This is a genomic window from Bradyrhizobium sp. JR4.1 (genome assembly GCF_040548605.1).
Classification (GTDB): Bacteria; Pseudomonadota; Alphaproteobacteria; order Rhizobiales; family Xanthobacteraceae; genus Bradyrhizobium; species Bradyrhizobium canariense.
Genome location: NZ_JBEPRY010000001.1, coordinates 351,103 through 376,967, shown reverse-complemented (window position 1 = coordinate 376,967; position 25,865 = coordinate 351,103). Strand labels below are relative to the sequence as shown.

The following is a 25,865-nucleotide window of genomic DNA, read 5'->3' as shown; positions in this document are numbered from 1 at the left end:
TCTCGCGTCTCCAGATGCCCAAACCTGGAAGCTCACCGACCGACAAGTGTTACGGCCTCTTGCTCCTCGGCAGGAGCGGTTTCATGGGACCGCACGAATACGAAGCGGGATGCTGCGGGGATCTGTGCGTCGGCGCTGCCATCCTGGCCGATGAGGATCAGTCCCGCGCCGCCATTGGCGACATTCAAGATGACGGGCGCGCCCTGCCAGGTCCTGATTGGCTCCATTCCGATGATGAGAAACTCACCGATCGGCTGGTCGAAATATTGAAGCCTCAATTGTGGTCCGACTTCTGCAGCCGCCAGGCCGAAACCCAATTGTTTGGCGCGCGCATAGATCTCCGCCAGCAACGCCGTGTCGGTCCGAAAGCCCAGTTCGGCTGCCGACACCGTGAAAAGCTCTACACTCGTTTTCGTGGCGCTAACGGTAAACGTTGGCCGCGCGAGAATTTCGCCAGCCGAGTTTCCGATGCCACAACCTGCCGCATCCAAAGCGTTACTGAGGGCGAAGAAGTTTGCAAACGTCCCGATCCTGATCGTCTTCCACGCGGGGAGATCGACGGCGGATTTGATTGGGACTTGCGGCCGATCAGACGGCGCCTGCTTGAGCTTCAGCTGATTCCGCAGGACGTCTCGCGCCGAGCATTGAGCCACGGCTTCGCTCGCAAACAGGAGCGTGCATGCGGTGCAGAGGGTGGCAACAATGAGCATGCCACCATGGTGCCATCCCGGCGAATGACCCTGAATGGCATGGCAACTGACTTTCCTGCCAGCTGTTCGGCCCATAACGGACCTCTCTTGCGCAAATGCAGCGCGCTAAAAACAATTCGGAATTATCACTTCCACATGGTCGGCGCGGTCACAGCGGAAAAGCCGTCGTCCTGTAGCTATGGAAATTAGTCGGGGAAAATTCACCAAGGTTCAGCGACGAAGACGCCGGATGGCGAACTCAATATAGGTCAGCGTGCGTGCACTTTCGCAACTGGTCGACGTCAGCGCTCCCCTGAAAGGATCATCTTACCGACATCCTCGTAATGCGTGTCGCGCGCCTGGATCTGCTGGGCGATGGCGTGCATGTCGCGAAAGCGGCGCTCGAACGGATTGCTGCGGAATACGGCGGTCGCGCCGGCCATGTGATAGGCGGTGTCGACCACCTTGGCCGACTGGTGAATGGTCCAGGTCGCGGCGAGGCGAACCGAGCTCCGATGCGCCGCGCTGAACGCGCCGGTCGCGCAGAGGTCGCGCCACATCGCGCTTGCGGTCGCATAGAGATAGGCGCGCGCGGCCCGCAGGTCGCCCTCGGTGCGACCGATCAGGCCCTGGACCGCCGGGTTGTCGTGCATGGCGCTGGCCGCCAGCGACTGATGCTTGCCGCGCGCCAGCGCGATCGCGGCATCCAGCGTGGCGCGCGCCACGCCGAGCGACACCGCGGCAAAGCCGAGGCTGAAGGTCGAGCCGGTGCCGATCCTGTAAAGTGGACCCTGCTCGCGTAGCGCGGACGGCACGTCACGAAACGCGGTGAAGCGCTCGGGGACGAACAGGTCGGCGACCTCGTAGGAATCGGTGCCGGTGCCGGCGAGCCCGATCGCCTGCCAGACGTCGTGCAGCACGGCGCTCGCGACCGGAAACAGGATGGTGCGCACCTCTGCCGAGCCGTCGGCATTTTTCCGTGGCGTGCCGTCGGCGCCGACGATGCGGACATGCGCCCCGAGCCAGCTCGCCTGCCGCGAGCCCGAGGCAAAATCCCAGCGCGCCGTGACGCGATAACCGCCCTCGACCGCCCGCGCCTCATGCGCGATTGCGCCCCAGGCGAGGATGCCCGGCGCCGTGTTGAAGATCTCCTGCGCGGTGTCGTGGTCGAGCGAGGCCGCGATCATCGCACAGACGCTGCATTGGCCGAGACACCAGGCGGTGGAGGCATCCGCTTTCGCGATCTCCTCCAGCATCTGCATGAAGGCTTCCGGCGGCGCTTCGACGCCGCGAAGACTCTGCGGCAGCAGCGCGCGATAGAGCCCGTTCTCGATCAGCGCGTCGACGACGGCCGGCGTCAGCCGCCGCGTCCGCTCGATATCGTCAGCCTCGCCCGCGATGAGCGGCGCGATGGCGCGGGCGCGTTCGCCCAGATCGACGCCGGAAATAGTGTTCATTCGCGTTTCCTCGCCCCTTCTGCCGTGAGCGGTAAGTGGTGCGATGGTGGTCTATCTGGCAGGGAGGATCAAGCTGTCGCGCAATTTCGCGCGCACGCGGATGACATCACAGCGCGGGCAAGCCCGGCGGCGGCTTGCGAGCGTTGCTTGCTTGCTCGAAGGCATACGCCAGACGCAGCAGCTTGTGCTCGCTCCAGGCGCGCCCTGCGAAGGTGACGCCGAGCGGATAATCAGGCGTGTCTTTGCCGTCGAACGTTCCCGAGATGAAGCCGCCGGGCACCATGACGCTGGGATAGCCCGCCTTGGCGGCGATCGCCGCGCCAGTTGCGCCTGGGAATAGCACGGCGTCGAGCTCGTGCCGGTTCATGTAGGCGTCCATACCGTGCGTCTTGGCGGAGAGCAGATCCATGGCACGTGCAGATTTGTACACACGTTCGCTCAAGTCGCCTCTGGTCAGGTCGGCGGCGAGGAAGAAGTCCTGGCCGAAGCGCAGCGCCTTTCCCGCGTTCGCGTTGTTGAAGGCCACGACGTCGGCAATGGTCTTGATGTCAGTATTGGTGGCCCAGTCCCTCAGATAGAGATTAAGATCACTCTTCAACTCGTAAAGGAAGACGACCGGCGGCCGCACGACCGTGCCTTTTTGGCTGCTTAGGGGATTGCAATTGAGCACCGCCATAGTTGTGCCCGGCCCACCGATCCAGCCGAGCGTCGGCATGTTGGCGCGCACGATGACGGCGCCGAGATCTTCCAGCGTCTTGATCGTTTCGGTCATCAGCTTGAACCTGTCGGGCAGCAGCTTGCCGTAATAGCAATCGTTCAGCGGGTCAGCGGGGTCGCTCGGCACGCCGATGCGCGCGCCCTTAACGGCGTCCGACGCGAGGCCGGCGGTGTAGTCGGCCGGGCGCCGCTGCGCTTGCGTCACTGGGTCGAGCGGGTCCTTGGCAGCCAGCACATTCAGCAGCATCGCCGCATCGCGCACCGTGCGCGTCATAGGCCCGGCGGTGTCCTGGCTGTGCGCGAGCGGCAGGATGCCGGCACGGCTGATCAGCCCGACCGTCGGCTTCACGGTGACCAGTCCGTTCAGGCTGGCAGGAAACAGCAGCGAGCCCGAGGTTTCGGTACCGATCGAGGCCGCGCACAGTCCGGCTGCCACCGCGACGGCCGAACCCGAGCTTGAGCCCCCTGGGGTCAGAACCGGGATGCCGTGCTCGTCCATCAGGCCTGGTGCGTAGGGGTTCTTCACCTGCCCGCCCAGCGATGAATAGCCCGAGGGCATGTCGATCGCGAGCATGTTGGCGAACTCCGTCAGGTTCGCCTTGCCCAGGAGCACCGCGCCGGCGCTCCGCAGCAGCTTGACGATGGTGGCATCATCCCTGGCGTGCGCGCCCTCGAGCGCCAGCGAGCCCGCCGTGGTCGGCTGTTCGTCGCCGGTCGCGATATTGTCCTTCAGCAGGATCGGTACGCCCGCCAGCGGCCGCTGGACCGACGGCCTCGTGCCGTCGAGCGTGCCCGCGAGCGCATCGGGATTGAGCGCGCGGACCGAGTTGAGTTTAGGCCCATCGCGGTCATAGACCGCGATGCGGGCAAGATAGAATTCGGCCAGTGCCCTCGCGGTGATCCGCCCGCCGGCCAGGGCATCGACGATGTCGCTCATCGGCGCGTGCGCGAGCATCTGCATGGTCGGTGCCGACGGCGTCCGTTCAGTCAGGCCAGCTCCAGGAAGCTCGGACATGCGCGTTTCCTCGCCCATTCTGCCGTGAGCGGTCAATCGCGCGATGGTGATCTATTTGCAGAGGAGGATCAAGGTGGTGTGGCGTCAATCCGGCAATCACTACGTGAAGTGCGGAATCGGAGATGATGGCGCAAGCTCGAAGAGCTCACGCCGGCCCCAAGAAACTATTGGTGCTGCTCGGACATTATCGTTGTCCAGAAGAGCATGATACTGTTCCGAAACAGGCAGCGATTTTGACCTCCAACCGGCAGCGGCAAATGTCCTCGTCTGATGCTCCGATGAAACGCGGTGACGCAGCCCGCCGAGGGCGGAGACAGACGAAGACCCTACTGCTGATTTTAGCCATCGGATTTCTCGTTTTCGGTGCCGCTGCGGGTACATTGTATTACGCGCTGCGGCCGATAACTCTTCGGATTGCCGTCGGACCGCCGGGAAGCAACGATCACAAAGTGATCGAGGCGATGACCGAGGCCTTTGTAAACGAGAGCAGGACCGTGAGGCTGTCTCCGATCACGACCGCCGGAGCGGCCGAAGCTCTCGCTCTGCTCGGTGCCGGCAAGGCCGACCTTGCGGTCGGTCGCGGTGATCTGGAAATGCCGGCCGACGCGCAAACAGTCGTCATCTTGCGCAAGAACTTCGTCGTGCTGTGGTCTTCTTCGGGACCGGCGGGCAAGGGCTCCAAGCGAAAGCCGGCGCCGAAAATCAAGGAGGTCGCCGATCTCGCGGGACACAGGGTGGGGGTGATCGGCGCGACCCCGGCGAACGCCGCGTTGCTGAGGGTGATCCTGAGCGCCGCCGGTGTAGAGCCGGACAAGGTCACGGTCACTCAATTCGGCACGGGCCAACTCGAGGAGCTGGCGCGCGACCCGAGCCTCGACGCCTTCATGGCGGTCGGTCCGCTCGACAGCAAGATAACCGCCGACGCGATTGCCGCGACCGCCCGGATGCGGGGCGAGCCGAAATTTCTCGCGATCGACGCATCGGAAGCCATCGCCCTGAAGCATCCTCGTTATGAATCGGAGGAAATTCCGCCAAGCATTTTCAATGCGAATCCAGCCCGGCCGGATGACAAGGTGGAGACCGTCAGTGTCAGCCATTTGATCGTCGCACGGAAAGCCTTGTCCGAAACGACAGTGTCAGCGTTCTACCGCCAGCAATTCGCCCTCCGCCAGGCGATCGCCAGGCAGGTGCCTGGCGCTGCGCAAATCACCAAGCCGGACACAGAGAAGGAAGCCGAGCTGCCGGTTCACCGGGGAGCGGCGGCGGTGATCGACGGGACCGAGCGCACCTTCCTCGACAGGTACGGCGACTATTTCTGGTTTGCGCTCCTGCTTCTCTCCGGCATCGGCTCGGCCGGCGCCTGGCTGCGTCAATATCTGAATCGGGATGAAAGGGACGAGAACACCAGCCATCGCAACAGAATCCTGGCCCTGGTTTCCAAGGTGCGCACCGCGGAGTTCGACCACGAACTGCTGGCCATGCAGCAGGAGGTTGACAGCATCATCGAGGAAACGCTTGGCTGCTACGATGACGGCGCCATCGAGGAGGAGGAGCTGGCAGCCTTCGGCCTTGTGCTCGAACTGTTCGACCATGCCCTCAGCGAGAGGCGCGCAGCGTTGCAAACCCCTCCTTCGAACGTGCTCGCTGCGCGGCGCTAGGCGATACTGGCTTTGGTATCTTGAGCTTCGCTCAATCGATAGCGCGCCGCCCTCAATCCAATGCCGCGTAGAAGGTCTCAGCGGTGACTGAGAAAGCTCGTAGGATGGGTTGAGCGGAAGCGAAACCCATCAAACTTCTAGACTGCGCTCGTCGAGCGATGGGTTTCGCAAGAGCTCAACCCATCCCGCTCCAGTCGGCGCGCCGGGTTCGCTCCGTGAAAAGCGCAATGACCCCTCGCTATTGCAGTCCCAGACCGCTGCAGTACCACGCCATGTCTTCGTGTCTCCAGCCGCGCTTGACGCCTGATTCCTTGCATTCATTGTAGGACTTGAAGTTTGCTCCGTTTCGGCAGCCTGACGGGTAGCCCCCGAAGCCGCCACCCGAGGTGGAACATGCGACCGGGCTGGCTGCCGTGGTCGGGGCGGCCGTGGCTTTGGGAGCTGCGTTCGCTGATGTGATCGACAAAATGATCAAGCCCCCTAACGCTAAAACCGAAGCTTTCATTGCCTTCTCCTGATCGCAGGGATGCGTCATGCTATCCCAGGATGTGTTGTAGCAGAAGATGCAACCGAGATGAAGGAACACTGGGCTGCGCGCCCTTTCTGGTTGTGCCATTCAACAGCAAACCCCCACTGCGTCGGTTCCTTCGGAGGAACGGTCATCAGCTCCAGGCGTTTGAGGTCATGAAAGGACACTTGCATGACCGAGAAATTCGATCCGGCGCCGCCGGACAAGAACGCGGAAGATCTCAAGCGTGGCATCCGACGCGACAAGGCCAAGGACGACGAATTGGACAAGGGCTTGAAGGACAGTTTCCCGGCGTCGGACCCGGTGAGCAGCACCCAAGCCTCCAAGGCAACACCGGACGCATGAAGGAGGGCGAGACTATGGGCCGCGCAGCCTATGATATTGTTGGCAGGGACGGTGCCTGGCACGTCGACCACGATGGTGAAATCAGGAACACTTACCAGACCAAGGAAGCCGCTTTCGAGGCGGCTGTTGCGGCGGCATCGCTTGCCATGCGGCAGGGTCACTCCGTCCGGCTGACGGTGCCGGAGAGCGAGAACGCCGTCGGCGCGGAAAATTCGGGCGGATGACCTTCGAGGAAATCCCCGTTCTACACGGCCGCCAGCAAATGAGCTGGCGCAAACGGCTTGCGCAAAAAAATCGTGTTGGGCGGCAGCGGCGCCATCACCGTCCCGGACATCAGCACGATGTTCAGCCCCGGATGGGCACTGCGAGCGTACTCTGCGAGCTCGAGCCCGGTCATTCTCCCTGCGAGGTTGTGATCGGTGATGAGCGCCCGCAGCTCCGTGCCCGTCGACGCCACGATAAGCTCCGCCGCTTCTGCGGTGGCACATTCGACGACTTCGAACCCTTCGTCCTTGAGGAGGTCGGATAGAACTTCGCGCTGGAGCGAGTCATCCTCGACCAGCAGCATGACGAAATTCGACATGCGGTCATTCCCAACTTATCGGATGTTAATGCGCATCCCGGAAGATTGTTCGGTTGTGATGTCTTCGTTCGCAGCGACCTGCGCACGGCATGATCAGTCGAACATGTTGCATTCTCCTTGAGGCTTCGACGGAGGCGCCGAAGCGGGGATCGGACAGGAGTGGCAATGGCAATCGTCTTCATCACGGGCAGCACGGACGGTCTTGGCCGCGCAGCAGCCCAGTCTCTCCTCGAACAGGGCCACCAAATCGTCCTGCACGCACGATCGGCGGAACGTGCGGCGGCAATCGCCGGGCTTGAATCGCATTCCGCGCGGGTCGTGATCGGCGATCTCAAGAGCGCCGCCCAGACGAGGCATGTGGCAGATCAGGTCAATGCGATCGGACGAATGGACGCGGTCATCCACAACGCCGGCGTCTATACCGAGCGCAGCCGCGGCCCGACGCCCGAAGGCCACGCCTCCACCCTGGCGGTCAACACGCTCGCGCCCTATGTGCTCACCGCCCTGATGAAGCGCCCCGATCGGCTGGTGTATCTCAGCAGCGGGCTTCATCGCGGCGGAGAGGGATCGCTAGGCGATCTCGACTGGACGAGGCGAGCCTGGGATTCGGCCAAGGCGTATGCGGAGAGCAAGTTGCACATGGTCGCACTGGCCTTTGCCTTGGCGCGGCGTTGGCCGCAGGTGCTGAGCAACGCCGTCGATCCCGGCTGGGCGCGCACCAAAATGGGCGGTGCCGGCGCGCCGGTCGGCGTGGCCACCGGACAAAGGACGCAGACCTGGCTGGCCGTGAGCGACGATCCCGCCGCCCTGGTCAGCGGTCGCTACTGGCATGACCTCCGGCAACAAGAGCCGGCGCACGAAGCGACCGATCCCGATTTTCAGGAGCGGCTTCTCGACAAGCTGGGCGAGTTGACAGGGGTGACGTTGCCTCCGGCGTAGAAGCAATTCGCCTGATGCTCGTAGGATGGGTAGAGCGCAAGCGAAACCCATCAAACTTCCAGACAGCGCTCGTCGGGCATGGGTTTCGCAAGAGCTCGACCAATCCTGCGAACTCCAGCCTGTTCAAACATAAGCAGTTGGAGCCAGGTGTCCACGAGGCTGGCCGCCTCAATTAGCGGTTTCACTTCAGTCCTACGGATCGCGATCTTATCGCCGGGACGGCCATAGTTCTCACCGCCAAGGTTCGTTAGCGCTGAAAACCGCGGGTGTTGCTGAGCAGCTTGGTCAAATGGTGGGTTAGCGCTGCGCCTCTGTGGCCGCTGGGCTGCCCGCTTCCCAGTCGGGGCCGTAAGTTTACGGCAATTGTGTGCAAGAGGATTTAGCCCATAGTCTGGCTACGGCTCATGGTGAGTCGCAACCATGCACGAAAGGCATCATCCATGGGTAAGAACGAAAAGACAGGAAAAGATGTCGGATCGCTCGCCTCCAAGGCGCTCCGTGATCCCGGCTCCGTTACTAAATCTCAGATCAAGACGATTGCCGCTTCCGCGCTCACGCAGCGGCCCGACCATCGTTCGTCAAAGCCGTCCCCGAAGCGCAAGTAAGTCGTTCGAGCTTCGTCACGGCAGCGCTCGGGATTGTAAACAATCCCGACGCCTGATCCCAATCTTCATCGCCGTTACTTGCACCCAAGTTCGGCGCGAGGACTTTTGTTTTCTCGTCATCCTGAACGAGAAATCCCACCGACACGCATTTGTGAGCGCGACGCGGTTCAAGGTCAGATAGCCATTGCCAGCCCGGTATTGGCTGACCGCTATCCACCCATTCAATCAAAACCAAATCAGGCGCCATGGTCGCAATCTCGCCGAGTTATGGTTAACGGTTGGTGAAAAAGGCGCTTAGGCCTAAGCCTTCGGTTCAACTATCCAGGTTCAGCGCGGCAATAAACCCTTCAGGTTGTGACCTTTGTCCGACTTTTACATCTTCCGGCTCTGCCAAACGGATCAGCCACGGCGAAGCTTACTCTGATAGTGAGGCTGCACTAACCGAGCCGCTTTTTTTCTGCAGCATCCGGCGTGGCGGCAGTGAAAGCGCTATTGGCAGTGCTCTCCGTCTAACTAAGGTTTGGTTGCGAGCCAGGGCCATTGCAGCGAGCCCAAACCCTGTCAAATTCCATATGGAATAGATGGTACAAACCGTCGCCACCTTCTGTCGCCGATACGAGCCAGACCGGCGTTTGATCAACGTGCGGACCGCCCGGCTGGTAGTATTGAATCCAAAGCATGCTGTTCGTGATGATCAACTTCCAGTTTGGTTGACCATCGTAAAAACGAGCATCCACAGCATGTTGCTTTTTCTTAAGGTCCTTCAGTCGACGGACGGATGCTTTGATAGCTTTGGCATAGTCTGCAACGGAGACGCCAACCGCAGCAGCGCGGCCCTTCATCGGAGATCCGTCTGGCTTGCACAAGACGACACGGATCGTTCCTCGAAAGCTCTCCATTGCGTCATAAAGCGGCGATTTGGGGCTGCCGAAAGTGTCGATCCCGTTCGCTCCTAATATGTAAATAAACTTATTCTCTGGATGTAGAATTTCCTCGCAAAGTGTCTTCCAAGGCGCGCCGCCGTCCATTTGCCGTGCGTGAGGGTATCTAGCTTTTATGCCCGCCTGAGAAACCAAAGCGTGGTTCGCGTCAGCGCCTTTCAGAATATCGCTTTGCTTGTTTAGGCTTCTGTTGGCGCGCATCAACAGCGTCACCAGAATAATGTAGCCGACTATCAATATTAGTAGCGCTGCGGATTGAAGCGGATTCTCGATGACAAGGTCGTACGGTACCGAAATGAACCAGTCGCGCAAAAACGAAGGAAAGTTCCTGGCTGAAGCCCAGATCAATCGTCCGACCTCGGCCCAATTCGGCGCATGGTCGAGCCCGTAAAAAGTTTGAAACAGAGATAGGGCGTACAAGCTGATTGCGGCATACAGCAAGCCGCGAACCTTCTTCCAACCCTCCCTCAGAGAGTCAGACAGCGTGCCTTTTGCCGTGCTCTTGATCCGATCAAAAAGCCCCACAGAAAGAGACCGCTAGGCGGAGCTCTTTTCTCTAAATCGATGTTCAGTGTTGGTAGGCGGGGCGATGATCGGTTCATCCAAACTGAAGTCCCGATGCTCATATTTGAGCTTTTGGTCGACGTACCTAGAGCCATAGCTTATGCCGCCAGCGACGGCTGTGCCAACGGCGCTGACTACGCCGGCTACAACTAAAAATTCAATCATTTGAAATGCCCCCGATAGACGAATCGTACCATCGTGAGTTGTGAAAAAAACCATGCATCGAATCGATGAACACGGGGTTTATTCCTGGTGTGATAGATATGCAACAGTTATTTCAATGGGGTAACGCCAAGGCCCGATTAAAGTGCCGCCGAATCCCGATCCTGGCCAAGATGCGTGGAGCTTGCGATCCATCCTTCAACGTATGCTCTGCCCAAGCCCTTGGGCCGTTCTCGCCAAGCAATTCTCTAAGTTCAACGATTACCGCGAAGTCCGCTCGTGATCCAAAGCAGCGGGCTAGGCTGGCACTTGGAACCCCCGATTCTGACAGCCGGCATGATGACATCATGCCCCTGTTTTGCCCGACGAGTCAAATCCACTTCGTGAAAATCGAAAATCGCAACGTCGACGAGGGTCGGCTACCGTGCACGGGGGTGTTTTCGCGTTTTTATTCTCGGCCCTAAACGTCCGTATCGGACCTGCGTTTTACGCTTGAGCTTGCCCAAGCCATCGCCTCAGCTATCCACCTTCAGCGCGGCAATAAAAGCTTCCTGCGGGATGTCGACCTTGCCGAACTGCCGCATCTTCTTCTTGCCTTCCTTCTGCTTCTCCAGAAGTTTTCGTTTGCGCGTGATATCGCGGCCGTAGCACTTTGCGGTGACGTCCTTGCGCAGCGCGCGCACGGTTTCGCGCGCGATCACCTTGCCGCCGATCGCCGCCTGGATCGGGATATGGAACATGTGCGGCGGGATCAAATCCTTCATCTTCTCGACCATGGCGCGGCTGCGATAAACCAGCATCGAGAGCGCGTCGACCCGCTCGTTGTTGACGAGGATCTGCATCTTCCCCAGATCGGCCGGCTTGTAGTCGGTGAGATGATAGTCGAACGAGGCGTAGCCCTTGGAAACCGGCTTCAAGCGGTCGTAGAAGTCGAACACGACCTCGTTGAGCGGCAGATCGAATTTCACCATGGCGCGAGAGCCGACGTAGGTCAGCTCCTTCTGCAGGGCGCAGCTTGATCTACCTTTGAGCTTCGCCTGCGTATTGCCGGATGAATGCAACGTTCTCCTGTTCTGCCCAACACATCATATCAAAGACCGATATGTGACGCGGGAAAGTCCGATCGCGAGGGTTCGGCGAATCGCTATGGACCCCGAGCGTACCGTCAGCGTTCCTGTGAACGTTCTCCAGATGCTCGAAGCCATCACGATAGAAACCAGCCGAAGGCAATCTTGGTCACTAGTAGCCCCTTCGAATCGAGAGCAGCTTCGCCACGAAGGGTACGCCCGCCATCGCGACATTCAACACGGGTGAAGAAGATTGTTGTCATTCAGTTTGACCGAGTTTGGGGCTGCCGAGCCCGCAGCTCCCGCTTGACACCGTCCCGGCCTATTCTACGCTGGCGAGTGTGGAGGAGGCAGATAAAGCGGTACGCGAGCACAGCATTCAGCAAATTGCGATCGAGATCGTGCGCTAAAGCGGGGACAGTGACGCCTTCGCCGCGGAGTACTTTCATGCCATGATCGCCCCAGGGTGAGCGCACCATGCGCGCGCTTGCCGATGAGGTTGGGGTGTCGCGCCGAGCCCGCCGCACCGCGTGGCGGCTCATTTAAAGTTGGGCAACAGTCGAGCGCGCGGAGCGAGCGGGACAAGTTTTCGTTGGGAATGTTATTTCATCGAGGGGGTTGAGAGATGTTTGGGCTGTTCAAAAAGTCGATTCCACCCAGTGATTTTGGCCTTGCTGTTTTGAGATACGCAGACGACTTCCTCACCAATGACGGATGTAGATCGCTCGGCGCGCGCTTCCCGGACTACAATGCATCCAAGGGATGGCTGCCGGTGTTCGAAGCCAACGGGCTGCCGCTCGCGCAAGCAAAGCTTTATCTGCGCTACTTTAGTCATGCAGCTCTGCAATCCGTCTTCAAGGCGTATCAACTCTCTGAGCGGCGCTCGATGGTGTCAGGGGCGATACACGGGATAAAGGAAACCCCAGAAGGCTACGAATTCGGTCGAGTATTTGAGGAACTGGAAGCCGTGCTCAATGACCAGCGACAATTCAACCCGCGCGTGGCAAACCTGAATGCTTCCGGGCGGCTCGATTATCTGGCGGTCCCCACCGCGCACGTTTTGGTCTCGAAGTACCTGATTGATCGCGTGATACTACCGAACATGACGCACGGTGAGGCGTTCATAGCTGACTTCGAAGGGTTCTCCGGAGCCGTCGCCTCAGGCCTGGGGGTTACGTATCGAGCCATGAATTCGGTGCTCTCACAGGTCAAGCTCAGTTGACCGCGGCCAGCTTCTTAGCCTCTTCCATGTCGTCTGCGTAATATCGCTTGACGCAAGCAGCGTTGTAACCGTCCACGCCGACATTATGCGCATCAACGGACGCATTGAAATCTGCCTGCCTCGCCTTCCCGGCGGTGACGAGCGCGTTATAGCTCTCGATCAGGGCATTGAAGTCGTCGACCGATTTCTTACTGTAGCGGTTCATTGCGATCCTCTTGAACTCAACGTCTGTGGCCTTAGCATCGATAGCGAGTTTCATCGTCTGAAGTGAGGAGCGAGCGCCCTCTATTCTGTCGTTCTCGCCGTCGAGCGCGTTCGCCCTCTTCATGCAAACGGCCAACTGATCGACGGTCAGAACATCGGGGCCGTAGGTTTTCGGCACGTAGACAGTCATTGTATTGTTCGATCTTACAGCCGCTCCTATGGCTTCACGAGCAACACCGCGGGCAAGCAGCGACGCCAGAAATTTCCCGGTGCCTCCGGCTTCCGCGCCGGCTGTCGCTGCGATCAAACAAGCCGCGCCTAGTGTCAACAAGGAAATAGGCTTCACAGGTGTCTCCTTGCCTAACGATGGGACCATTGCTCGGCAGCCTTCAACACGTCGCTGATCGGGCTGGGATGCTGCTTTATCTGCTCCGGCTTTAGAAACATCTGGATCGATGCCTGCCTTTTGTCCGATGCCTCTAGGCCAGCATTAAGTGCGTCGGACATGATGAAGTCGATACGCCCACCGGCCGGCTGGGTTTTCTCCTCCTGAAACACTGTCAGGCCGCCGAAGCCAAGGAAGGTCGGATCGGCGGCGATTTGCTGTTGAAGCCATGCTTCGCTGAGCCCAGGCGATCGAAGGCGCTGCGGGTTCGCTTTCTTCAGTTTCAATGGGCCGCTCATTCTTCCCTCCCTCTGGTCATCAATTCGCGCTTACGTCGACGCCGAGGACCTGTTTGCGATCGAGATCATATCTGCGCATGACCGTGCTGTGCACCATAGCCCCGAAGCCGTTCTGATATTGCGCGTCTTTCTCAATCAGAAACGCGACCCCAGTCTTTCGATAGTTGTCGCCTCTATAGAAACTACTGAATGGCAAAAATGGAAACTTCGGCTCGCCATATTTAGCGAGCTTCTGTGCCTCAATCTTGCATGAGACTTGGCCATAGGACGTGCCTTCGAAATTGTTGATGATGTCCGCATTGTCGACGCAAAGATGCCAATCTGATTTGCACGTTGGACTTGCCTGTTCTTTTTGCCGGACGCGGTCTCCAAGGATGACAGCTACGACAACGAAGACGAGAGCTATTACGAGCAGGCTTGCGCAACCGCGGTTTGCCCCTTTAGGAGGGGGAGTGTTCTGCGGCTCTTCATCCCGTGCTGCTTCGCGCTGGAGCCAACGTTGGGCTCGCACCGAAGCGTCAAGATTGGACGGATCGTAGCGCGCAATGGGATGGCCGCATAGGCAGGCGGCTGCTCTATCGCTCACACGACCGCGGCACTCAGGACATTCGACAAGAGCCATAGGCGCCGCTCAGCGCATTGGCGCCGCTGCGGCGAAAGCTTCGCGGTGTCGCATCAACCCCTCCCAGAGCACTCAACTTAGACGCGCTCTGGCGCTCCGGCAAGCCATCCGGACTTGTATCGGGTTGCAACTTCATTCGGGCCTAGATATCGAGATCAGAGGCTGTCAATCGGCCGCCGTCGGTATTGCGCCTGGTAATGGGCGCCTGCGCCACACCCGCTGCTACGATGACATCATGCCAGTGTTTTGCCCGACGCTTCAACTGCGATTTCGCAAAATCGAAAAACCCAATGCCGACAAGGGGCCGGCTACTGTGCATGGGGTTGTTTTCGCGTTTTTTGTTATCCGGCCCCAAACATCCCTACCGGACCTGTGTTGTTTCGCTCGAGCCGGGCTAGGCCTTCGCCTCAGCTATCCACCTTCAGCGCGGCGATGAAGGCTTCCTGCGGGATGTCGACCTTGCCGAACTGCCGCATCTTCTTCTTGCCTTCCTTCTGCTTCTCCAGAAGTTTTCGTTTGCGCGTGATGTCGCCGCCGTAGCACTTTGCGGTGACGTCCTTGCGCAGCGCACGCACCGTCTCGCGGGCGATCACCTTGCCGCCGATCGCCGCCTGGATCGGGATCTGGAACATGTGCGGCGGGATCAAATCCTTCATCTTCTCGACCATGGCGCGGCCGCGCCCCTCCGCGCGGGTGCGGTGGACCAGCATCGAGAGCGCGTCGACCGGCTCGTTGTTGACGAGGATCTGCATCTTCACCAGATCGGCCGGCTTGTAGTCGGTGAGATGATAGTCGAACGAGGCGTAGCCTTTGGAGACCGACTTCAGGCGGTCGTAGAAGTCGAACACGACCTCGTTGAGCGGCAGATCGTATTTCACCATGGCGCGGGAGCCGACATACGTCAGCTCCTTCTGCACGCCGCGGCGATCCTGGCACAGCTTCAGCACGCTGCCGAGATATTCGTCGGGCGTGAGGATCGTGGCCTCGATCCAGGGCTCCTGGATCTCCGCGATCTTGACCACATCAGGCATGTCGACAGGATTGTGAATCGAGATTTCCTGCCCGTCGGTCAGGCTCATCTTGTAGATCACGCTCGGGGCGGTCGCGATCAGGTTGAGGTCGAATTCGCGCGACAGACGCTCCTGGATGATCTCCAGATGCAACAGCCCGAGGAAGCCGCAGCGGAAGCCGAAGCCGAGTGCGGCCGAGGTCTCCATCTCGTAGGAGAAGCTGGCATCGTTGAGGCGCAGCTTGCCCATCGCCGCGCGCAAGGTCTCGAAGTCGTCGGCGTCGGCGGGGAACAAGCCGCAGAACACCACGGGAATGGCCGGCTTGAAGCCCGCCAGCATCTCGGTGACAGGCTTCTTGTCGTCGGTGATGGTGTCGCCGACGCGGGTGTCGGCCACTTCTTTGATCGCGGCGGTGATGAAGCCGATCTCGCCGGGGCCGAGCTCGTCGACCTGCGTCATCTTCGGGGTGAAGAAGCCGACGCGCTCGATGTCATAGGCCGCGCCCGTGCCCATCATGCGAACCCGGCTGCCCTTCTTCATGACACCGTCGACGACGCGGATCAGCACGACGACGCCGAGATAGACGTCGTACCAGCTGTCGACCAGCAGCGCCTTCAGCGTCGCCTCGCGGTCGCCCTTCGGCGGCGGCAGGCGGGTGACGATCGCTTCCAGCACATCGGGCACGCCGAGACCGGTCTTGGCCGAGATCATCACGGATTCGGAGGCGTCGATGCCGATGACGTCCTCGATCTGTTGCTTGACCTTCTCGGGCTCTGCGGCGGGGAGGTCGACCTTGTTCAGGACCGGAACGATCTCATGCCCCGCATCGAGCGCGTGGTAGACGTTGGCGAGCGTCTGCGCCTCGACGCCCTGGCTGGCGTCGACCACCAGCAGGGAACCCTCGCAGGCCGCCAGCGACCGCGAGACTTCGTAGGCGAAGTCGACATGGCCGGGCGTGTCCATCAGGTTGAAGATGTAATCCTTGCCGTCCTTGGCGCGGTAGGCGAGGCGCACCGTCTGCGCCTTGATGGTGATGCCGCGCTCGCGCTCGATGTCCATGGAATCGAGCACCTGCTCCTTGCCCGCCATTTCCCGGTCGGTGAGGCCGCCGGTCATCTGAATCAGGCGGTCGGCCAGCGTCGATTTGCCATGGTCGATATGGGCGACGATGGAGAAATTGCGGATGTTGGAAATGGGGACGGTCGTCATGGGCGCGGGATACCACTCACATCCCCGTGCGGCAACCATATTGCTGTATTTTCAGGGCCTTTGTTCACGCCAAGCTGATTCCACGACAGCCCGAAACGCGCTACGCAACGCCTGATGTCCAGGCCCATGTCGACGACCTCGATCCCGTCTGCCCGAGCGCGCGCAAAGACCCGGGTGAGCTATGCCCGCTTTCGGGCCTGGCTGGTTGCCAGCGCGACCCGCCCCGAGGCGCGCCTCTGGCTGGTGATCCAGCTCGCCATCCTGCATGCGGTGCTCTGGACCTTCATCCTGATCAATCTCAAGGCAGCGCAGGACGTTCACATGGACGTCGCGGAAGCCTGGGGCTGGGGACAGAAATTCCTCTGGGGCTATGGCAAGCACCCGCCGTTGTCGGGCTGGGTCGCCGGCCTCTGGTTCACATTGTTCCCGCCGACGGACTGGGCGACCTATGCGCTGGCGATGACGACCGTCAGCACCGGTATGGTGATCTGCTGGCTCATCGCGCTACGCGTCGTGGATGCGCGGCGCGCGTTCCTGGTCGTGGTGATGGTCGCGCTCTACCCGATCTTCAATTTCAAGGGTTTCAAGTACAATCCCGACCTGCTCCAGCTCGTCACCTTGCCGCTCGTCGTGCTCGCTTATCTCAATGCGTTCGAGAAGCGGGGCTGGCAATCCGGAGTCTTGCTCGGCCTTGCCGGCGCACTGGCGCTGATGACCAAATACTGGGTGCTGACCATGATCGGCGCCATCGGGCTTGCCGCGCTGATCCATCCGGAGCGGATGAGATTCCTGTCGTCGCCGGCGCCATGGGTTGCGATCGCGACGATGGTGGTGGCGATGATCCCGCACATCGTCTGGCTGGCGGACGCGCATTTCGTGCCGCTGACCTATGCGGGCGACACCTACAGCCTCGAGGACAGCGGCCAGGTGCATCAGCTCGTGGCCGGCTATGCCCTGCATAATGTCGCGCTGCTGGCATTGCCGGTGGCGCTGGCTGCACTGGCGATGGCGCTGGTGCCGCCTTGGTTCAGGCTGCTCCTGCGTGCGCCCTTGCGCATCGTCACGCGGGCCTGGGCGCGCGGCGCGAATGTGAGCGTGAACCTTTCGCAGGCGCGCAACGTCTGGATTATCCAGATCATCGTCGCGGTCGGCCCGGCGCTCGGCGCGCTCGCCTTCAGCATCTACATGAAGACCGATTGGGGCATCTCGCTGTTCTTTCTGGTGCCGCTCTCGCTGGTCGCGATCCCGGCGTTGCGGGTGCAGAGTGCGGCGCTGTTCAACATTGTCGCGATCTGGCTCGTGCTCAGCGTTGCCACGCTCGCTGCCTCGCCGTGGATCGCCGCGCGCGAGATGGCGGCCAATGCCGGCAACACGGCGACTTATGGCGCGCGCTCGGATCTCGCACGCGAGCTGACGCAGGCCTGGCACGCGCGCTTCGCCTCGCGCTGGGCGGTCGTCGCCGGCACCATGGAGTCGATCCAGCCGATGGTGTTCTACAGCCCGGATCATCCGGCCGCGTTCACGCCGCTCGAAGCCTGGGGGTCCGGGTTGATTTCGCCCGATGACGTCAAGCGATACGGCTTCATCGGCGTGTTCGACCCGGCCGACGGCCGCCTGCCGGCGTTCGAGAAATGGGTGTCCGAAGTTGCGCCAAACGCCGAGCGCATCGTCATGACGACGCGCCGTTTCACCCACGGCAAGGCCGGTCCGTCGATGAGCTGGAACATCTACATCGCGCCGCCGGGGAAATGATCGAGGCGAAGCCGCCTAAATCCCTTCCTCGTTGAATTTGCTTTCAACGAGTTCGGTGATCGCCGCGAGCGCGGCTTCGGCATCGTCGCCGGAAGCGGCGACCGTGATGGTGGTGCCGGGACCGGCGGCGAGCATCATCAGGCCCATGATCGAGGTGCCGCCGACGGTTTCGCCGCCGCGCGTCACCCAGACCTGCGCGTTGAAGCGCTCGACGGCCTGGACGAACTTGGCGGAGGCCCGCGCGTGCAGGCCGCGCTTGTTGATGATCAGGAGGTCCTTGGAGATCGCGCCCGCGGGCACGCCCGTCCCGGCTTGCGGCGCCTCGTCGCTCATTTGCCGGCGAGGACGCGGCTGGCGATGGTGACGTATTTGCGGCCGGCTTCCTGGGCCATCGCGATCGCGTCGGGGAGCGGACGCTCCTCGCGCACCTTGGCGAGCTTCACCAGCATGGGAAGGTTGATGCCCGCGAGCACTTCGACCTTCGGCCGGCTCATGCAGGATATTGCCAAATTGGACGGCGTGCCGCCGAACATGTCGGTGAGGATCGCGACGCCGTCGCCGGAATCGACGCGGTTAACCGCCTCGATAATGTCGCTTCGACAGAGATCGGAATCATCTTCGGCGCCGATCGTGATCGCTTCGATTTGCTTTTGTGGGCCCATGACATGTTCAAGCGCTGCCTTGAATTCGTCGGCAAGGCGCCCGTGGGTCACAAGTACTAGACCAATCATCGGAAAACTCCTCGCGGGCGCTTTTGGTGCACCGCACGAACGCGCCACTTTGACCATCCAGAGCCCCCGCGCAAGAGGGGATGTTGCGTATCTCCCTGAATCTAGACGGATGGATAAGGGGAGCTGCGCCGGTCTATTCGGTCGCGAGTGTGGGGTTCATATGGTTACCATTTCCCTTCAAACAATCGGCTGAAGGGTTAACGGAAGATGAACTCTTGGTAGTGGTCAAGGCCGCGACAACCAGAGGGAGGGGCAAATAGTCGCGGCCCACAGGTATTCGCGGTATTTCGACACCGAAAATGACTGTTTTCAAAGATTCTGCCGGCGGCAGTCGCTCCGCATCCGCGGCGTCCAGATCGACCACGAGGCCGACGGTCGCATGCTCCACAAAGTCGCAGCGGCGGATTCCCAGCCCCCGGATCTCGATCAGGCCGGCCAGGACCGGGGCGGGGCGGACCTCAATTTCGCGGCCGAGTGTCGCCAGATGGACACGGTCATCACCGACCAGAACGGCCCTTTCGAGCACGCCGCTACGTCCCGCCATGATCAAATCGAAGGCAAGGCGCGACTTGCCGGAGCCCGAGGGCCCGCGGATCAGCACCGCCAGATCTCCAACCTTGACCGCCGAGGCGTGAATGCTGGGGCCGCCGTCGCTCATAGCGCCGGCAGCCTCACCACGAAGCGCGCGCCGACAACACTCGGCGCTCCGTCCTCGTCCGCCGGGCCGGGGCGGTTCTCGGCCCAGATACGTCCGCCATGCGCGTCGACGATCTGCTTGGAGATCGACAGGCCGAGGCCGGAGTTCTGGCCAAAGCCCTGATGAGGTCGGTCGGTGTAGAAGCGCTCGAAGATGCGCTCCAACGCGTCGTCGCGGATTCCGGGGCCGTCGTCGTCGACCACGATCTCGATCTCTCCGCGCACGCGGCGGCAGGTGAGGCGCACCTTGTTGCCGGGCTCGGAGAAGGACTGTGCGTTCGAGAGCAGGTTGGAGACCACCTGTCCGAGCCGCGAATCGTGGCCGGTCACGGCGAAATTGTCGGTCGGGCTGCGGCCCTCGAAACGCATTTCGACCGCGACGTCATGGCCGAGCTTGGTTTCATTGGCGACGGAGACGAGCGTCGTCAGCAGGCGGCGCAGGTCGACCGGGATCGCATCCTGGCGCTGCAGTTCGGCATCGAGACGGCTGGCGTCGGAGATGTCCGAGATCAGCCGGTCGAGCCGCTTGACGTCATGCTCGATCACCTCGAGCAGCCGCGCGCGGCTGTTCTCGTTGCGCGCCAGCGGCAACGTCTCGACCGCGGAGCGCAACGAGGTCAACGGGTTCTTCAATTCGTGGGCGACGTCGGCGGCGAACATCTCGATCGCTTCGATGCGGCTGTAGAGTGCACTGGTCATGTCGCGCAGCGCACCGGAGAGATGGCCGATCTCGTCGCGACGACGTGTGAAGTCGGGAATTTCGACCCGGGTCCTGATGCGGCGGCGGATCAGCTCGGCGCTGTCTGCGAGCCGGCGGACCGGACCTGCGATCGTGCTGGCGAGCAGCAGCGACAGCATGATCATGACCGCGGCGGCGACACCGCCCACCTTGAGGATCGCGAGGCGCTCCGCGGTGACCATCTGGTCGATGTCGTCGCCCTGCGTCGACAGCATCAGCGCGCCGTGGATGGCGCGCGAGCGCAGTACGGGGACCGCGACCGAGACGATCACCTCGCCGCGCGCATTGACCCGCACCATCGAGCGCTTCTGGCCCTGAAGCGCGTCGCCCACCTCCGCATAGCCATTGCCGTTCTCGGGGCCGAGCTCGCGATAGAGCGGCAGGTCGCCGCGATTGAGCCAAGTACGAACCGCGACCATGCCGCGTTCGACCATGCCCGGCTTCTCGGCGGAGACTGACGGCAGGGGGAAGCGCACCACGGTATCGAGGCTGCGGCTGTCGACCAACAGGCTGCCGTTCGGGTCGTAGATGCGGGCGCGCGTCTTGGTCGGCGAGATCAGCGTGCGCAGCACCGGCGCCACGCGCTCCGGATTGATCGGAAAATCCAGCGGGGAATACTCGTCCGACCCGCCATAGGTCTCGCCCGGCTTGAGGTCGAGCAACCGGTCGGGGTCGATGGTGATGGCGTTGGTCTGCACCGTCGCGGAGGCCGCGATCGCGCCGGCGATGATCTCCGCCTGCACCAGCAGGCTCTGCGCGCGCGCGTCGATCAGGCCGGCGCGGAATTGCGACAGATAGAGGATGCTCGCCACCAGCGCGACGAGGCCGGCGAGGTTGAGCGAAACGATGCGGCGGGTCAGGCTCGAGAAGGACAGCGCGAAGAAGAACTGCCCGGCGCGTTTCAGCCAGTTCAGCGGACGCCAGCCCCGCACGGCCGGCTTGTCATCGGCCAATTGATCCGGAGCGCCGCGGGCGGTGACGTCCTCGGCGTTCTGGTTCTCGTCAGGCTGCGTTCGGTCAAGCAATGCTCACGCCCGCGTTAGGACAGCTCGTGCGAAGGTCCCCGCATCCTAGAGCCATCCCGGTCCCGATGGAATCAGAACCGGCGATGCTCTCGGTCTTTCGTGGAGGCGCGCGCGCCTCAGGCTTCCTTGAAGCGGTAGCCGACGCCGTAGAGCGTCTCGATCATCTCGAACTCGTTGTCGACGACCTTGAACTTCTTGCGCAGCCGCTTGATGTGGCTGTCGATGGTGCGGTCGTCGACATAGACCTGGTCGTCATAGGCGGCGTCCATCAGCGCGTTGCGGCTCTTCACCACGCCGGGCCGGGTCGCGAGCGCCTGCAGGATCAGGAATTCGGTGACGGTCAGCGTCACCGGCTCATTTTTCCAGGTGCAGGTGTGCCGTTCAGGATCCATGCGCAGCAGGCCGCGGTCGAGCGCCTTGGCGTCGTTCTCCTTCGGCGTGACGGTCGGATCCTTCGGCGCCGAGCGGCGCAGCACCGCCTTGACGCGCTCGACCAGCAGGCGCTGCGAGAACGGTTTGCGGATGAAGTCGTCGGCGCCCATCTTGAGGCCGAACAGCTCGTCGATCTCTTCGTCCTTGGAGGTCAGGAAGATCACCGGGAGATCGGATTTCTGCCGCAGCCGGCGCAACGTCTCCATGCCGTCCATGCGCGGCATCTTGATGTCGAGGATGGCAAGATCGGGCTGGGTGGTGCGGAAACCGTCGAGCGCGGAGGCGCCGTCGGTATAGGTCATGATGCGGTAGCCTTCGGCCTCCAGCGCGATCGAGACGGATGTGAGAATGTTGCGGTCGTCGTCGACCAAAGCGATTGTGGGCATGAGCCTCTGCTTTCTGCTTTCCGTTTGGGTCGTGGCTTGAAAACGGCGAGCAATCCACTGATGCGCCGCATACATGGGTGCCGATGTTGGCATTCGAACCTTGTCACCGAGCAATGCAAGCTAGGCTGAAGTGTGACCAAGTTCCACGAAACACGGCAGATTCGCCGCATCTCGACCCATATCCGGGCCCCGGTTTACCCGAAAAAAGGCCCTCCATGCAACCACCTGACCCGAGAAAGCCGATGCAACCGACCTCCGATTTCGACCCCGGAAAGCTCGCCAAATCGCTGCTGCGGCGGTCACGGCAGGGGGCCCTGGCGACATTGATGGCCGGCAGCGGCGATCCCTATTGTTCCCTGGTCAATCTGGCGAGCCATCCGGATGGCTCCCCGATCCTGCTGATCTCGGGATTGGCCGTGCACACCAGGAACATCCTGGCCGACAGCCGGGTGTCCCTGATGCTCGATGAGCGGGCGGCGGGCGATCCGCTGGAAGGTGCCCGAATCATGCTGTCCGGCCATGCCGAGCCGGCCGATGCGGACAAGGATCTGCTCCGGCGACGGTATCTCAATGCTCATCCCTCAGCGGAAGCCTTTGTTTCGTTTAAGGATTTTTCTTTCTTTCGGATCCGACCTACGGGAACCCATCTGGTCGCCGGCTTCGGCCGGATCGTCGATCTCAAGCCGGAGCAATTCCTGACGGACCTCACGGGGGCCGAGGACTTGCTGGCGGCGGAGCAGGGCGCGGTCGAGCACATGAATGCCGACCACCGCGAGGCCATGGGCCTCTATGCAACAAAACTGCTGGGCGCTGCCGCGGGCGACTGGCGCTGCACCGGCTGCGATCCGGAGGGCCTCGACATGCAGGACGGCCAGACCGCCTTGCGGCTGGACTTCCCGGAGCGGGTTACTGATGGCACCTTGCTGCGCAAGATGCTGGTTCGCCTCGCCGGCGAAGCGCGCACCAGGATGGACCAGAGCGCAAAAGATTGAACGCTGCTGCCCATCGCCGCGACCCAAGACCATAATTGGTCAGAAGGCGGCGGCGAGAGCGTCATGGCAGAATGGAATAGACTGACGCTGGTTGCGGGTTTGACGCTCGCGATCACCGCATCGTTTGTCACGCCCAGCCTTGCCCAGACAAGCCTTGCTCAGAAAGGTCTCGCCGCGGAGGGCGAGCGGATCAACGCACTCATGAGCGCCGGCAGATATTCGGAAGCACTGCCGCTGGCGCAAGGCATGGTCGCGAGCCTGGAGAAGAGCGACACCGGTCGCGACCTCGCCGCCGCGCTGAACAACCTCGGCCAGGTTCATGCCGGTCAGGGCCACGACGATCTGGCGGAGCCGCTCTACAAGCGCGCCATCATGCTGATGGAAAAGTCGCTCGGTCTCGAAACCCCGTTGATTGGAGCCGAACTGAGCAATCTCGCCGCGCTTTACCAGCGGCAGAGCCGCTACGCCGAGGCCGAGCCGCTGTTCAGGCGAGCGCTCGCCGTTCGCGAGAAGGGGCTGTCGCGCGAGCATCCCGATGTCGGGCAGTCGCTCAATAATCTCGCCACGCTCTATGTGAAGCAGCAGCACTATGCAGACGCCGAACCGTTGTTTCAGCGGGCGCTCGCGATCTATCAGAAGGCCGGCGGCCCCGAGCATCCGGCGGTGGCGACGGTCCTGAACAATCTCGGCCAGGTCTATCGCGATCTCAACCGCGATGCCGACGCGGAAGCGCCGATCAAGCGCTCGCTCGCGATCCGCGAGAAGGTGCTGGGACCGGATCATCCCGACGTCGCCCGCTCGCTGAACAATCTCGCAGGCCTCTACGAGCACCAGCAGCGCTACGGCGACGCCGAGCCGCTCTATCGCCGCGCGCTGCTCATCCGCGAACGCGCGCTTGGGCCTGATCATCCCGAGGTCATGACCTCGACCAGCAATCTCGCTTATTTCCTCTACGTGGCCGGGCGCACCGCGGACGCATTGCCGTTCGCGGAAAGGACGCTTCGGGGCGATCGCGCCCAGTTGCGCGTCGTGTTGCCGGTCCTGTTTGCCGCACGCCAACAAGATCTGCTGCCCGGCGACAAGGCGCTGGACGAGGCCCTCGCCGCGATCCAGCGCGGCACACAATCCTCCGCCGCATCCGCCGTGAACAAGCTCGCGGTTCGGCTTGCCGCCGGCAGCGACCGGCTCGCCGAGCTGGTTCGCCGGGACCAGGATCTTGCGGCTGAATCCGAGGCACTCGACAAGGCGATCGTCACCGCAGTGTCGAAGCAATCCGCGCAGCGCGATCTCGCAACCGAGCAGCGCAGCCGCGCGCGGATTGCAACGATTGCCAACGAGCGTGCGGGCTTGCAGAAGACGCTCGCGGTCGAGTTTCCCGACTACGCGTCGCTCTCCAATCCCCAGCCGTTGACGGCAAAGGACATCCAGCTGCTGCTATCAGCCGACGAAGCGATGGTGCTCTACTCCGTCGTCGACAAGCAGAGCTATGTCATCGCGATCACGCGCGAGGGCGTCGACTGGATGGCCATCCCACTCGGCGCGGATGCGCTGACGCAGAAGGTGACGGCATTCCGCAAGGGACTCGACGTCGGCAAGGCGCGCGATGCCTCCGGCAAATCCGGATTGTTCGATCTCGCGCTCGCCAACGAACTCCATGTCGCGCTGCTCGGTCCGGTCGAGGCGTTGACAAAGGACAAGCGCAGCCTGCTGGTGGTGCCGTCGGCTGCGCTGACCGCATTACCGTTTCATCTGCTCGTCACCGAGAAGCCGCAGGCTGCGATCCCCGACACGCTCGAAGGCTATCGCAGCGCTGCCTGGCTGCTGCGGCGTCAGGCCGTCTCGGTGCTGCCGTCGGTGGTCAGTCTGAAATCGTTGCGGGCCTTTGCGCGTCGGGACCAAAGCGTGAAGCCGATGACCGGCTTCGGCGATCCCGTGTTCAATCCTGCACTGGAAGCGCCCGCCGAGCGGCGCGCCGCGAACGGCAAGGTCGCCGCGCGCAGCATCGCGACCATTGCCTATAGCGATTTCTGGCGCGGTGCCGGCGTCGATCGCGCGCGGCTTGCGCAGGCGTTGCCGCAACTGCCCGACACCGCCGACGAGTTGAACGCGGTGGCCAGGGATGTCGGCGCTGCCGAGGCCGATATTCATCTCGGCCGCGACGCCAGCGAGACGACGCTCAAGCGTGCAGCGCTTGCTCAATACGGCATCATCTACTTTGCCACCCACGGCCTCGTTGCCGGCGACATCAAGGGACTGGGTGAGCCCTCGCTCGCGCTCTCCATTCCCGATCAGCCGACAGAGCTCGACGACGGTCTCCTCACTGCAAGTGAAGTCGCTCAGCTCAAGCTCAATGCGGATTGGGTTGTGCTGTCGGCCTGCAATACCATTGCAGGCGACAAGCCGGGCGCCGAGGCTCTGTCGGGACTGGCGCGCTCGTTCTTCTACGCCGGTGCGCGCGCACTCCTGGTCTCGCATTGGGCCGTGGATTCGGAAGCTGCCACCCGCCTGACCACGATGACTTTCGAGCTGCTCAAAAACGAACCAAAAATGGGGCGTGCCGAAGCCTTGCGCCGCGCGATGTTAACCTACGTTGACGACACCTCGTCACCGCGCAACGCCTATCCTGCGATGTGGGGGCCCTTCGCGCTCATCGGCGAAGGCGCGGTAAGATAGGGTGGGCTTGGAATTTTCGCTGCGACTGTCTTCGGAATTGTGCGTCGCAACAACCTTGGGAAACGCCGAAGCGCGCATTTGGTTGCGCGATCATTGTCGATTTTTTGACGCACCTGCTCAGAGCTGACATGCGCGACGTTTGGCGCGGTCCTTGAATAAACCAAATCCTAAGGGATCAGCTTGGCAACGCCTGCGTTCATCAGTATTAGGTCGTTCC

23 protein-coding genes and 1 pseudogene are annotated in these 25,865 nt (G+C 61.8%); 8 read left to right on the top strand and 16 right to left on the bottom strand.

Going from position 1 to position 25,865, the window contains the following annotated elements:
• Positions 1–32: 32 nt before the first annotated feature.
• The 3 genes from ABIB90_RS01910 to ABIB90_RS01900 form a co-directional block, all read right to left on the bottom strand.
• Positions 33–785 (bottom strand): hypothetical protein, encoded by a 753-nt coding sequence (locus ABIB90_RS01910; RefSeq protein ID WP_354200035.1) that lies wholly within the window; start codon positions 783–785, stop codon positions 33–35.
• A 206-nt stretch (positions 786–991) separates the two neighbouring features.
• On the bottom strand, positions 992–2,146 hold the full coding sequence (locus tag ABIB90_RS01905; RefSeq protein WP_354200034.1) for an acyl-CoA dehydrogenase family protein: 1,155 nt from the start codon (positions 2,144–2,146) through the stop codon (positions 992–994).
• Positions 2,147–2,252: 106 nt separating this feature from the next.
• A complete protein-coding gene (locus tag ABIB90_RS01900) occupies positions 2,253–3,878 on the bottom strand; it encodes an amidase family protein (RefSeq protein WP_354200033.1) in 1,626 nt (541 codons plus the stop codon).
• Between the two features lie 257 nt (positions 3,879–4,135).
• Here ABIB90_RS01900 and ABIB90_RS01895 point away from each other — a divergent pair, with 257 nt between their 5' ends.
• The 3 genes from ABIB90_RS01895 (at position 4,136) to ABIB90_RS01885 (ending at position 6,634) form a co-directional block, all read left to right on the top strand.
• On the top strand, positions 4,136–5,536 hold the full coding sequence (locus tag ABIB90_RS01895; RefSeq protein WP_502918230.1) for a TAXI family TRAP transporter solute-binding subunit: 1,401 nt from the start codon (positions 4,136–4,138) through the stop codon (positions 5,534–5,536).
• A gap of 700 nt (positions 5,537–6,236) precedes the next feature.
• Positions 6,237–6,410: a hypothetical protein gene (locus ABIB90_RS01890; RefSeq protein WP_167552273.1), complete on the top strand. Its 174-nt coding sequence runs from the start codon at positions 6,237–6,239 to the stop codon at positions 6,408–6,410.
• A gap of 14 nt (positions 6,411–6,424) precedes the next feature.
• Entirely contained in the window at positions 6,425–6,634 is a 210-nt protein-coding gene (locus ABIB90_RS01885) for a hypothetical protein (protein ID WP_354200032.1), read from the top strand.
• A 20-nt stretch (positions 6,635–6,654) separates the two neighbouring features.
• Here the strand turns inward: ABIB90_RS01885 and ABIB90_RS01880 are convergent, their stop codons facing one another.
• Entirely contained in the window at positions 6,655–6,993 is a 339-nt protein-coding gene (locus ABIB90_RS01880) for a response regulator (RefSeq protein WP_007597763.1), read from the bottom strand.
• Between the two features lie 165 nt (positions 6,994–7,158).
• Between ABIB90_RS01880 and ABIB90_RS01875 the strand changes: the two genes are divergently transcribed.
• Positions 7,159–7,932, top strand: a complete 774-nt coding sequence (locus tag ABIB90_RS01875; protein WP_354200031.1) for an SDR family NAD(P)-dependent oxidoreductase — start codon at positions 7,159–7,161, stop codon at positions 7,930–7,932.
• A gap of 552 nt (positions 7,933–8,484) precedes the next feature.
• Here ABIB90_RS01875 and ABIB90_RS01870 read toward each other — a convergent pair.
• The 3 genes and pseudogenes from ABIB90_RS01870 to ABIB90_RS01860 all read right to left on the bottom strand — a co-directional run.
• Positions 8,485–8,784 (bottom strand): hypothetical protein, encoded by a 300-nt coding sequence (locus ABIB90_RS01870; RefSeq protein ID WP_354200030.1) that lies wholly within the window; start codon positions 8,782–8,784, stop codon positions 8,485–8,487.
• Positions 8,785–9,046: 262 nt separating this feature from the next.
• Positions 9,047–10,003: a hypothetical protein gene (locus ABIB90_RS01865; RefSeq protein ID WP_354200029.1), complete on the bottom strand. Its 957-nt coding sequence runs from the start codon at positions 10,001–10,003 to the stop codon at positions 9,047–9,049.
• Between the two features lie 716 nt (positions 10,004–10,719).
• Positions 10,720–11,208, bottom strand: a pseudogene (locus ABIB90_RS01860) (elongation factor 4); the annotation flags it as partial.
• A gap of 688 nt (positions 11,209–11,896) precedes the next feature.
• Here ABIB90_RS01860 and ABIB90_RS01855 point away from each other — a divergent pair.
• On the top strand, positions 11,897–12,493 hold the full coding sequence (locus ABIB90_RS01855) for a hypothetical protein (protein ID WP_354200028.1): 597 nt from the start codon (positions 11,897–11,899) through the stop codon (positions 12,491–12,493).
• On the opposite strand, the gene ABIB90_RS01850 is transcribed toward ABIB90_RS01855, so the two are convergent.
• The 4 genes from ABIB90_RS01850 to lepA form a co-directional block, all read right to left on the bottom strand.
• On the bottom strand, positions 12,486–13,043 hold the full coding sequence (locus tag ABIB90_RS01850) for a hypothetical protein (protein WP_354200027.1): 558 nt from the start codon (positions 13,041–13,043) through the stop codon (positions 12,486–12,488). The two genes, ABIB90_RS01855 and ABIB90_RS01850, sit on opposite strands and share 8 nt — an antisense overlap.
• A gap of 14 nt (positions 13,044–13,057) precedes the next feature.
• Complete coding sequence (locus tag ABIB90_RS01845) at positions 13,058–13,381, bottom strand: hypothetical protein (protein ID WP_354200026.1); 324 nt, start codon at positions 13,379–13,381, stop codon at positions 13,058–13,060.
• Between the two features lie 19 nt (positions 13,382–13,400).
• A complete protein-coding gene (locus tag ABIB90_RS01840) occupies positions 13,401–14,003 on the bottom strand; it encodes a hypothetical protein (protein ID WP_354200025.1) in 603 nt (200 codons plus the stop codon).
• Positions 14,004–14,410: 407 nt separating this feature from the next.
• Positions 14,411–16,222 carry a translation elongation factor 4 gene (gene lepA / locus ABIB90_RS01835; RefSeq protein ID WP_007597755.1) on the bottom strand — a complete coding sequence of 604 codons (1,812 nt, stop codon included), beginning with the start codon at positions 16,220–16,222 and terminating at the stop codon, positions 14,411–14,413.
• Between the two features lie 126 nt (positions 16,223–16,348).
• Here lepA and ABIB90_RS01830 point away from each other — a divergent pair, with 126 nt between their 5' ends.
• Positions 16,349–17,974, top strand: a complete 1,626-nt coding sequence (locus ABIB90_RS01830) for a glycosyltransferase family 39 protein (RefSeq protein ID WP_354200377.1) — start codon at positions 16,349–16,351, stop codon at positions 17,972–17,974.
• Between the two features lie 15 nt (positions 17,975–17,989).
• Here the strand turns inward: ABIB90_RS01830 and ABIB90_RS01825 are convergent, their stop codons facing one another.
• From ABIB90_RS01825 to ABIB90_RS01805, 5 genes are all read right to left on the bottom strand, one after another.
• A complete protein-coding gene (locus tag ABIB90_RS01825; protein WP_007597753.1) occupies positions 17,990–18,307 on the bottom strand; it encodes an HPr family phosphocarrier protein in 318 nt (105 codons plus the stop codon).
• The gene (locus tag ABIB90_RS01820) at positions 18,304–18,705 is read right to left on the bottom strand and encodes a PTS sugar transporter subunit IIA (RefSeq protein WP_007597752.1); all 402 of its coding nucleotides are present in this window, start codon (positions 18,703–18,705) and stop codon (positions 18,304–18,306) included. The genes ABIB90_RS01825 and ABIB90_RS01820 overlap by 4 nt, the downstream gene beginning before the upstream one ends.
• Positions 18,706–18,838: 133 nt before the next feature.
• Positions 18,839–19,363: an HPr kinase/phosphorylase gene (locus ABIB90_RS01815; protein WP_354200024.1), complete on the bottom strand. Its 525-nt coding sequence runs from the start codon at positions 19,361–19,363 to the stop codon at positions 18,839–18,841.
• Positions 19,360–21,165 carry a sensor histidine kinase gene (locus ABIB90_RS01810; RefSeq protein WP_219679159.1) on the bottom strand — a complete coding sequence of 602 codons (1,806 nt, stop codon included), beginning with the start codon at positions 21,163–21,165 and terminating at the stop codon, positions 19,360–19,362. Before ABIB90_RS01810 ends, ABIB90_RS01815 begins: the two co-directional genes overlap by 4 nt.
• A gap of 116 nt (positions 21,166–21,281) precedes the next feature.
• Positions 21,282–21,983 (bottom strand): response regulator transcription factor, encoded by a 702-nt coding sequence (locus ABIB90_RS01805; RefSeq protein WP_007597749.1) that lies wholly within the window; start codon positions 21,981–21,983, stop codon positions 21,282–21,284.
• Between the two features lie 242 nt (positions 21,984–22,225).
• Here ABIB90_RS01805 and ABIB90_RS01800 point away from each other — a divergent pair, with 242 nt between their 5' ends.
• Both ABIB90_RS01800 and ABIB90_RS01795 read left to right on the top strand, forming a co-directional pair.
• Entirely contained in the window at positions 22,226–22,975 is a 750-nt protein-coding gene (locus tag ABIB90_RS01800) for a HugZ family pyridoxamine 5'-phosphate oxidase (protein WP_354200023.1), read from the top strand.
• 63 nt (positions 22,976–23,038) lie between these two features.
• Positions 23,039–25,648 (top strand): CHAT domain-containing protein, encoded by a 2,610-nt coding sequence (locus ABIB90_RS01795; protein WP_354200022.1) that lies wholly within the window; start codon positions 23,039–23,041, stop codon positions 25,646–25,648.
• The last annotated feature ends 217 nt before the right edge of the window (positions 25,649–25,865 follow it).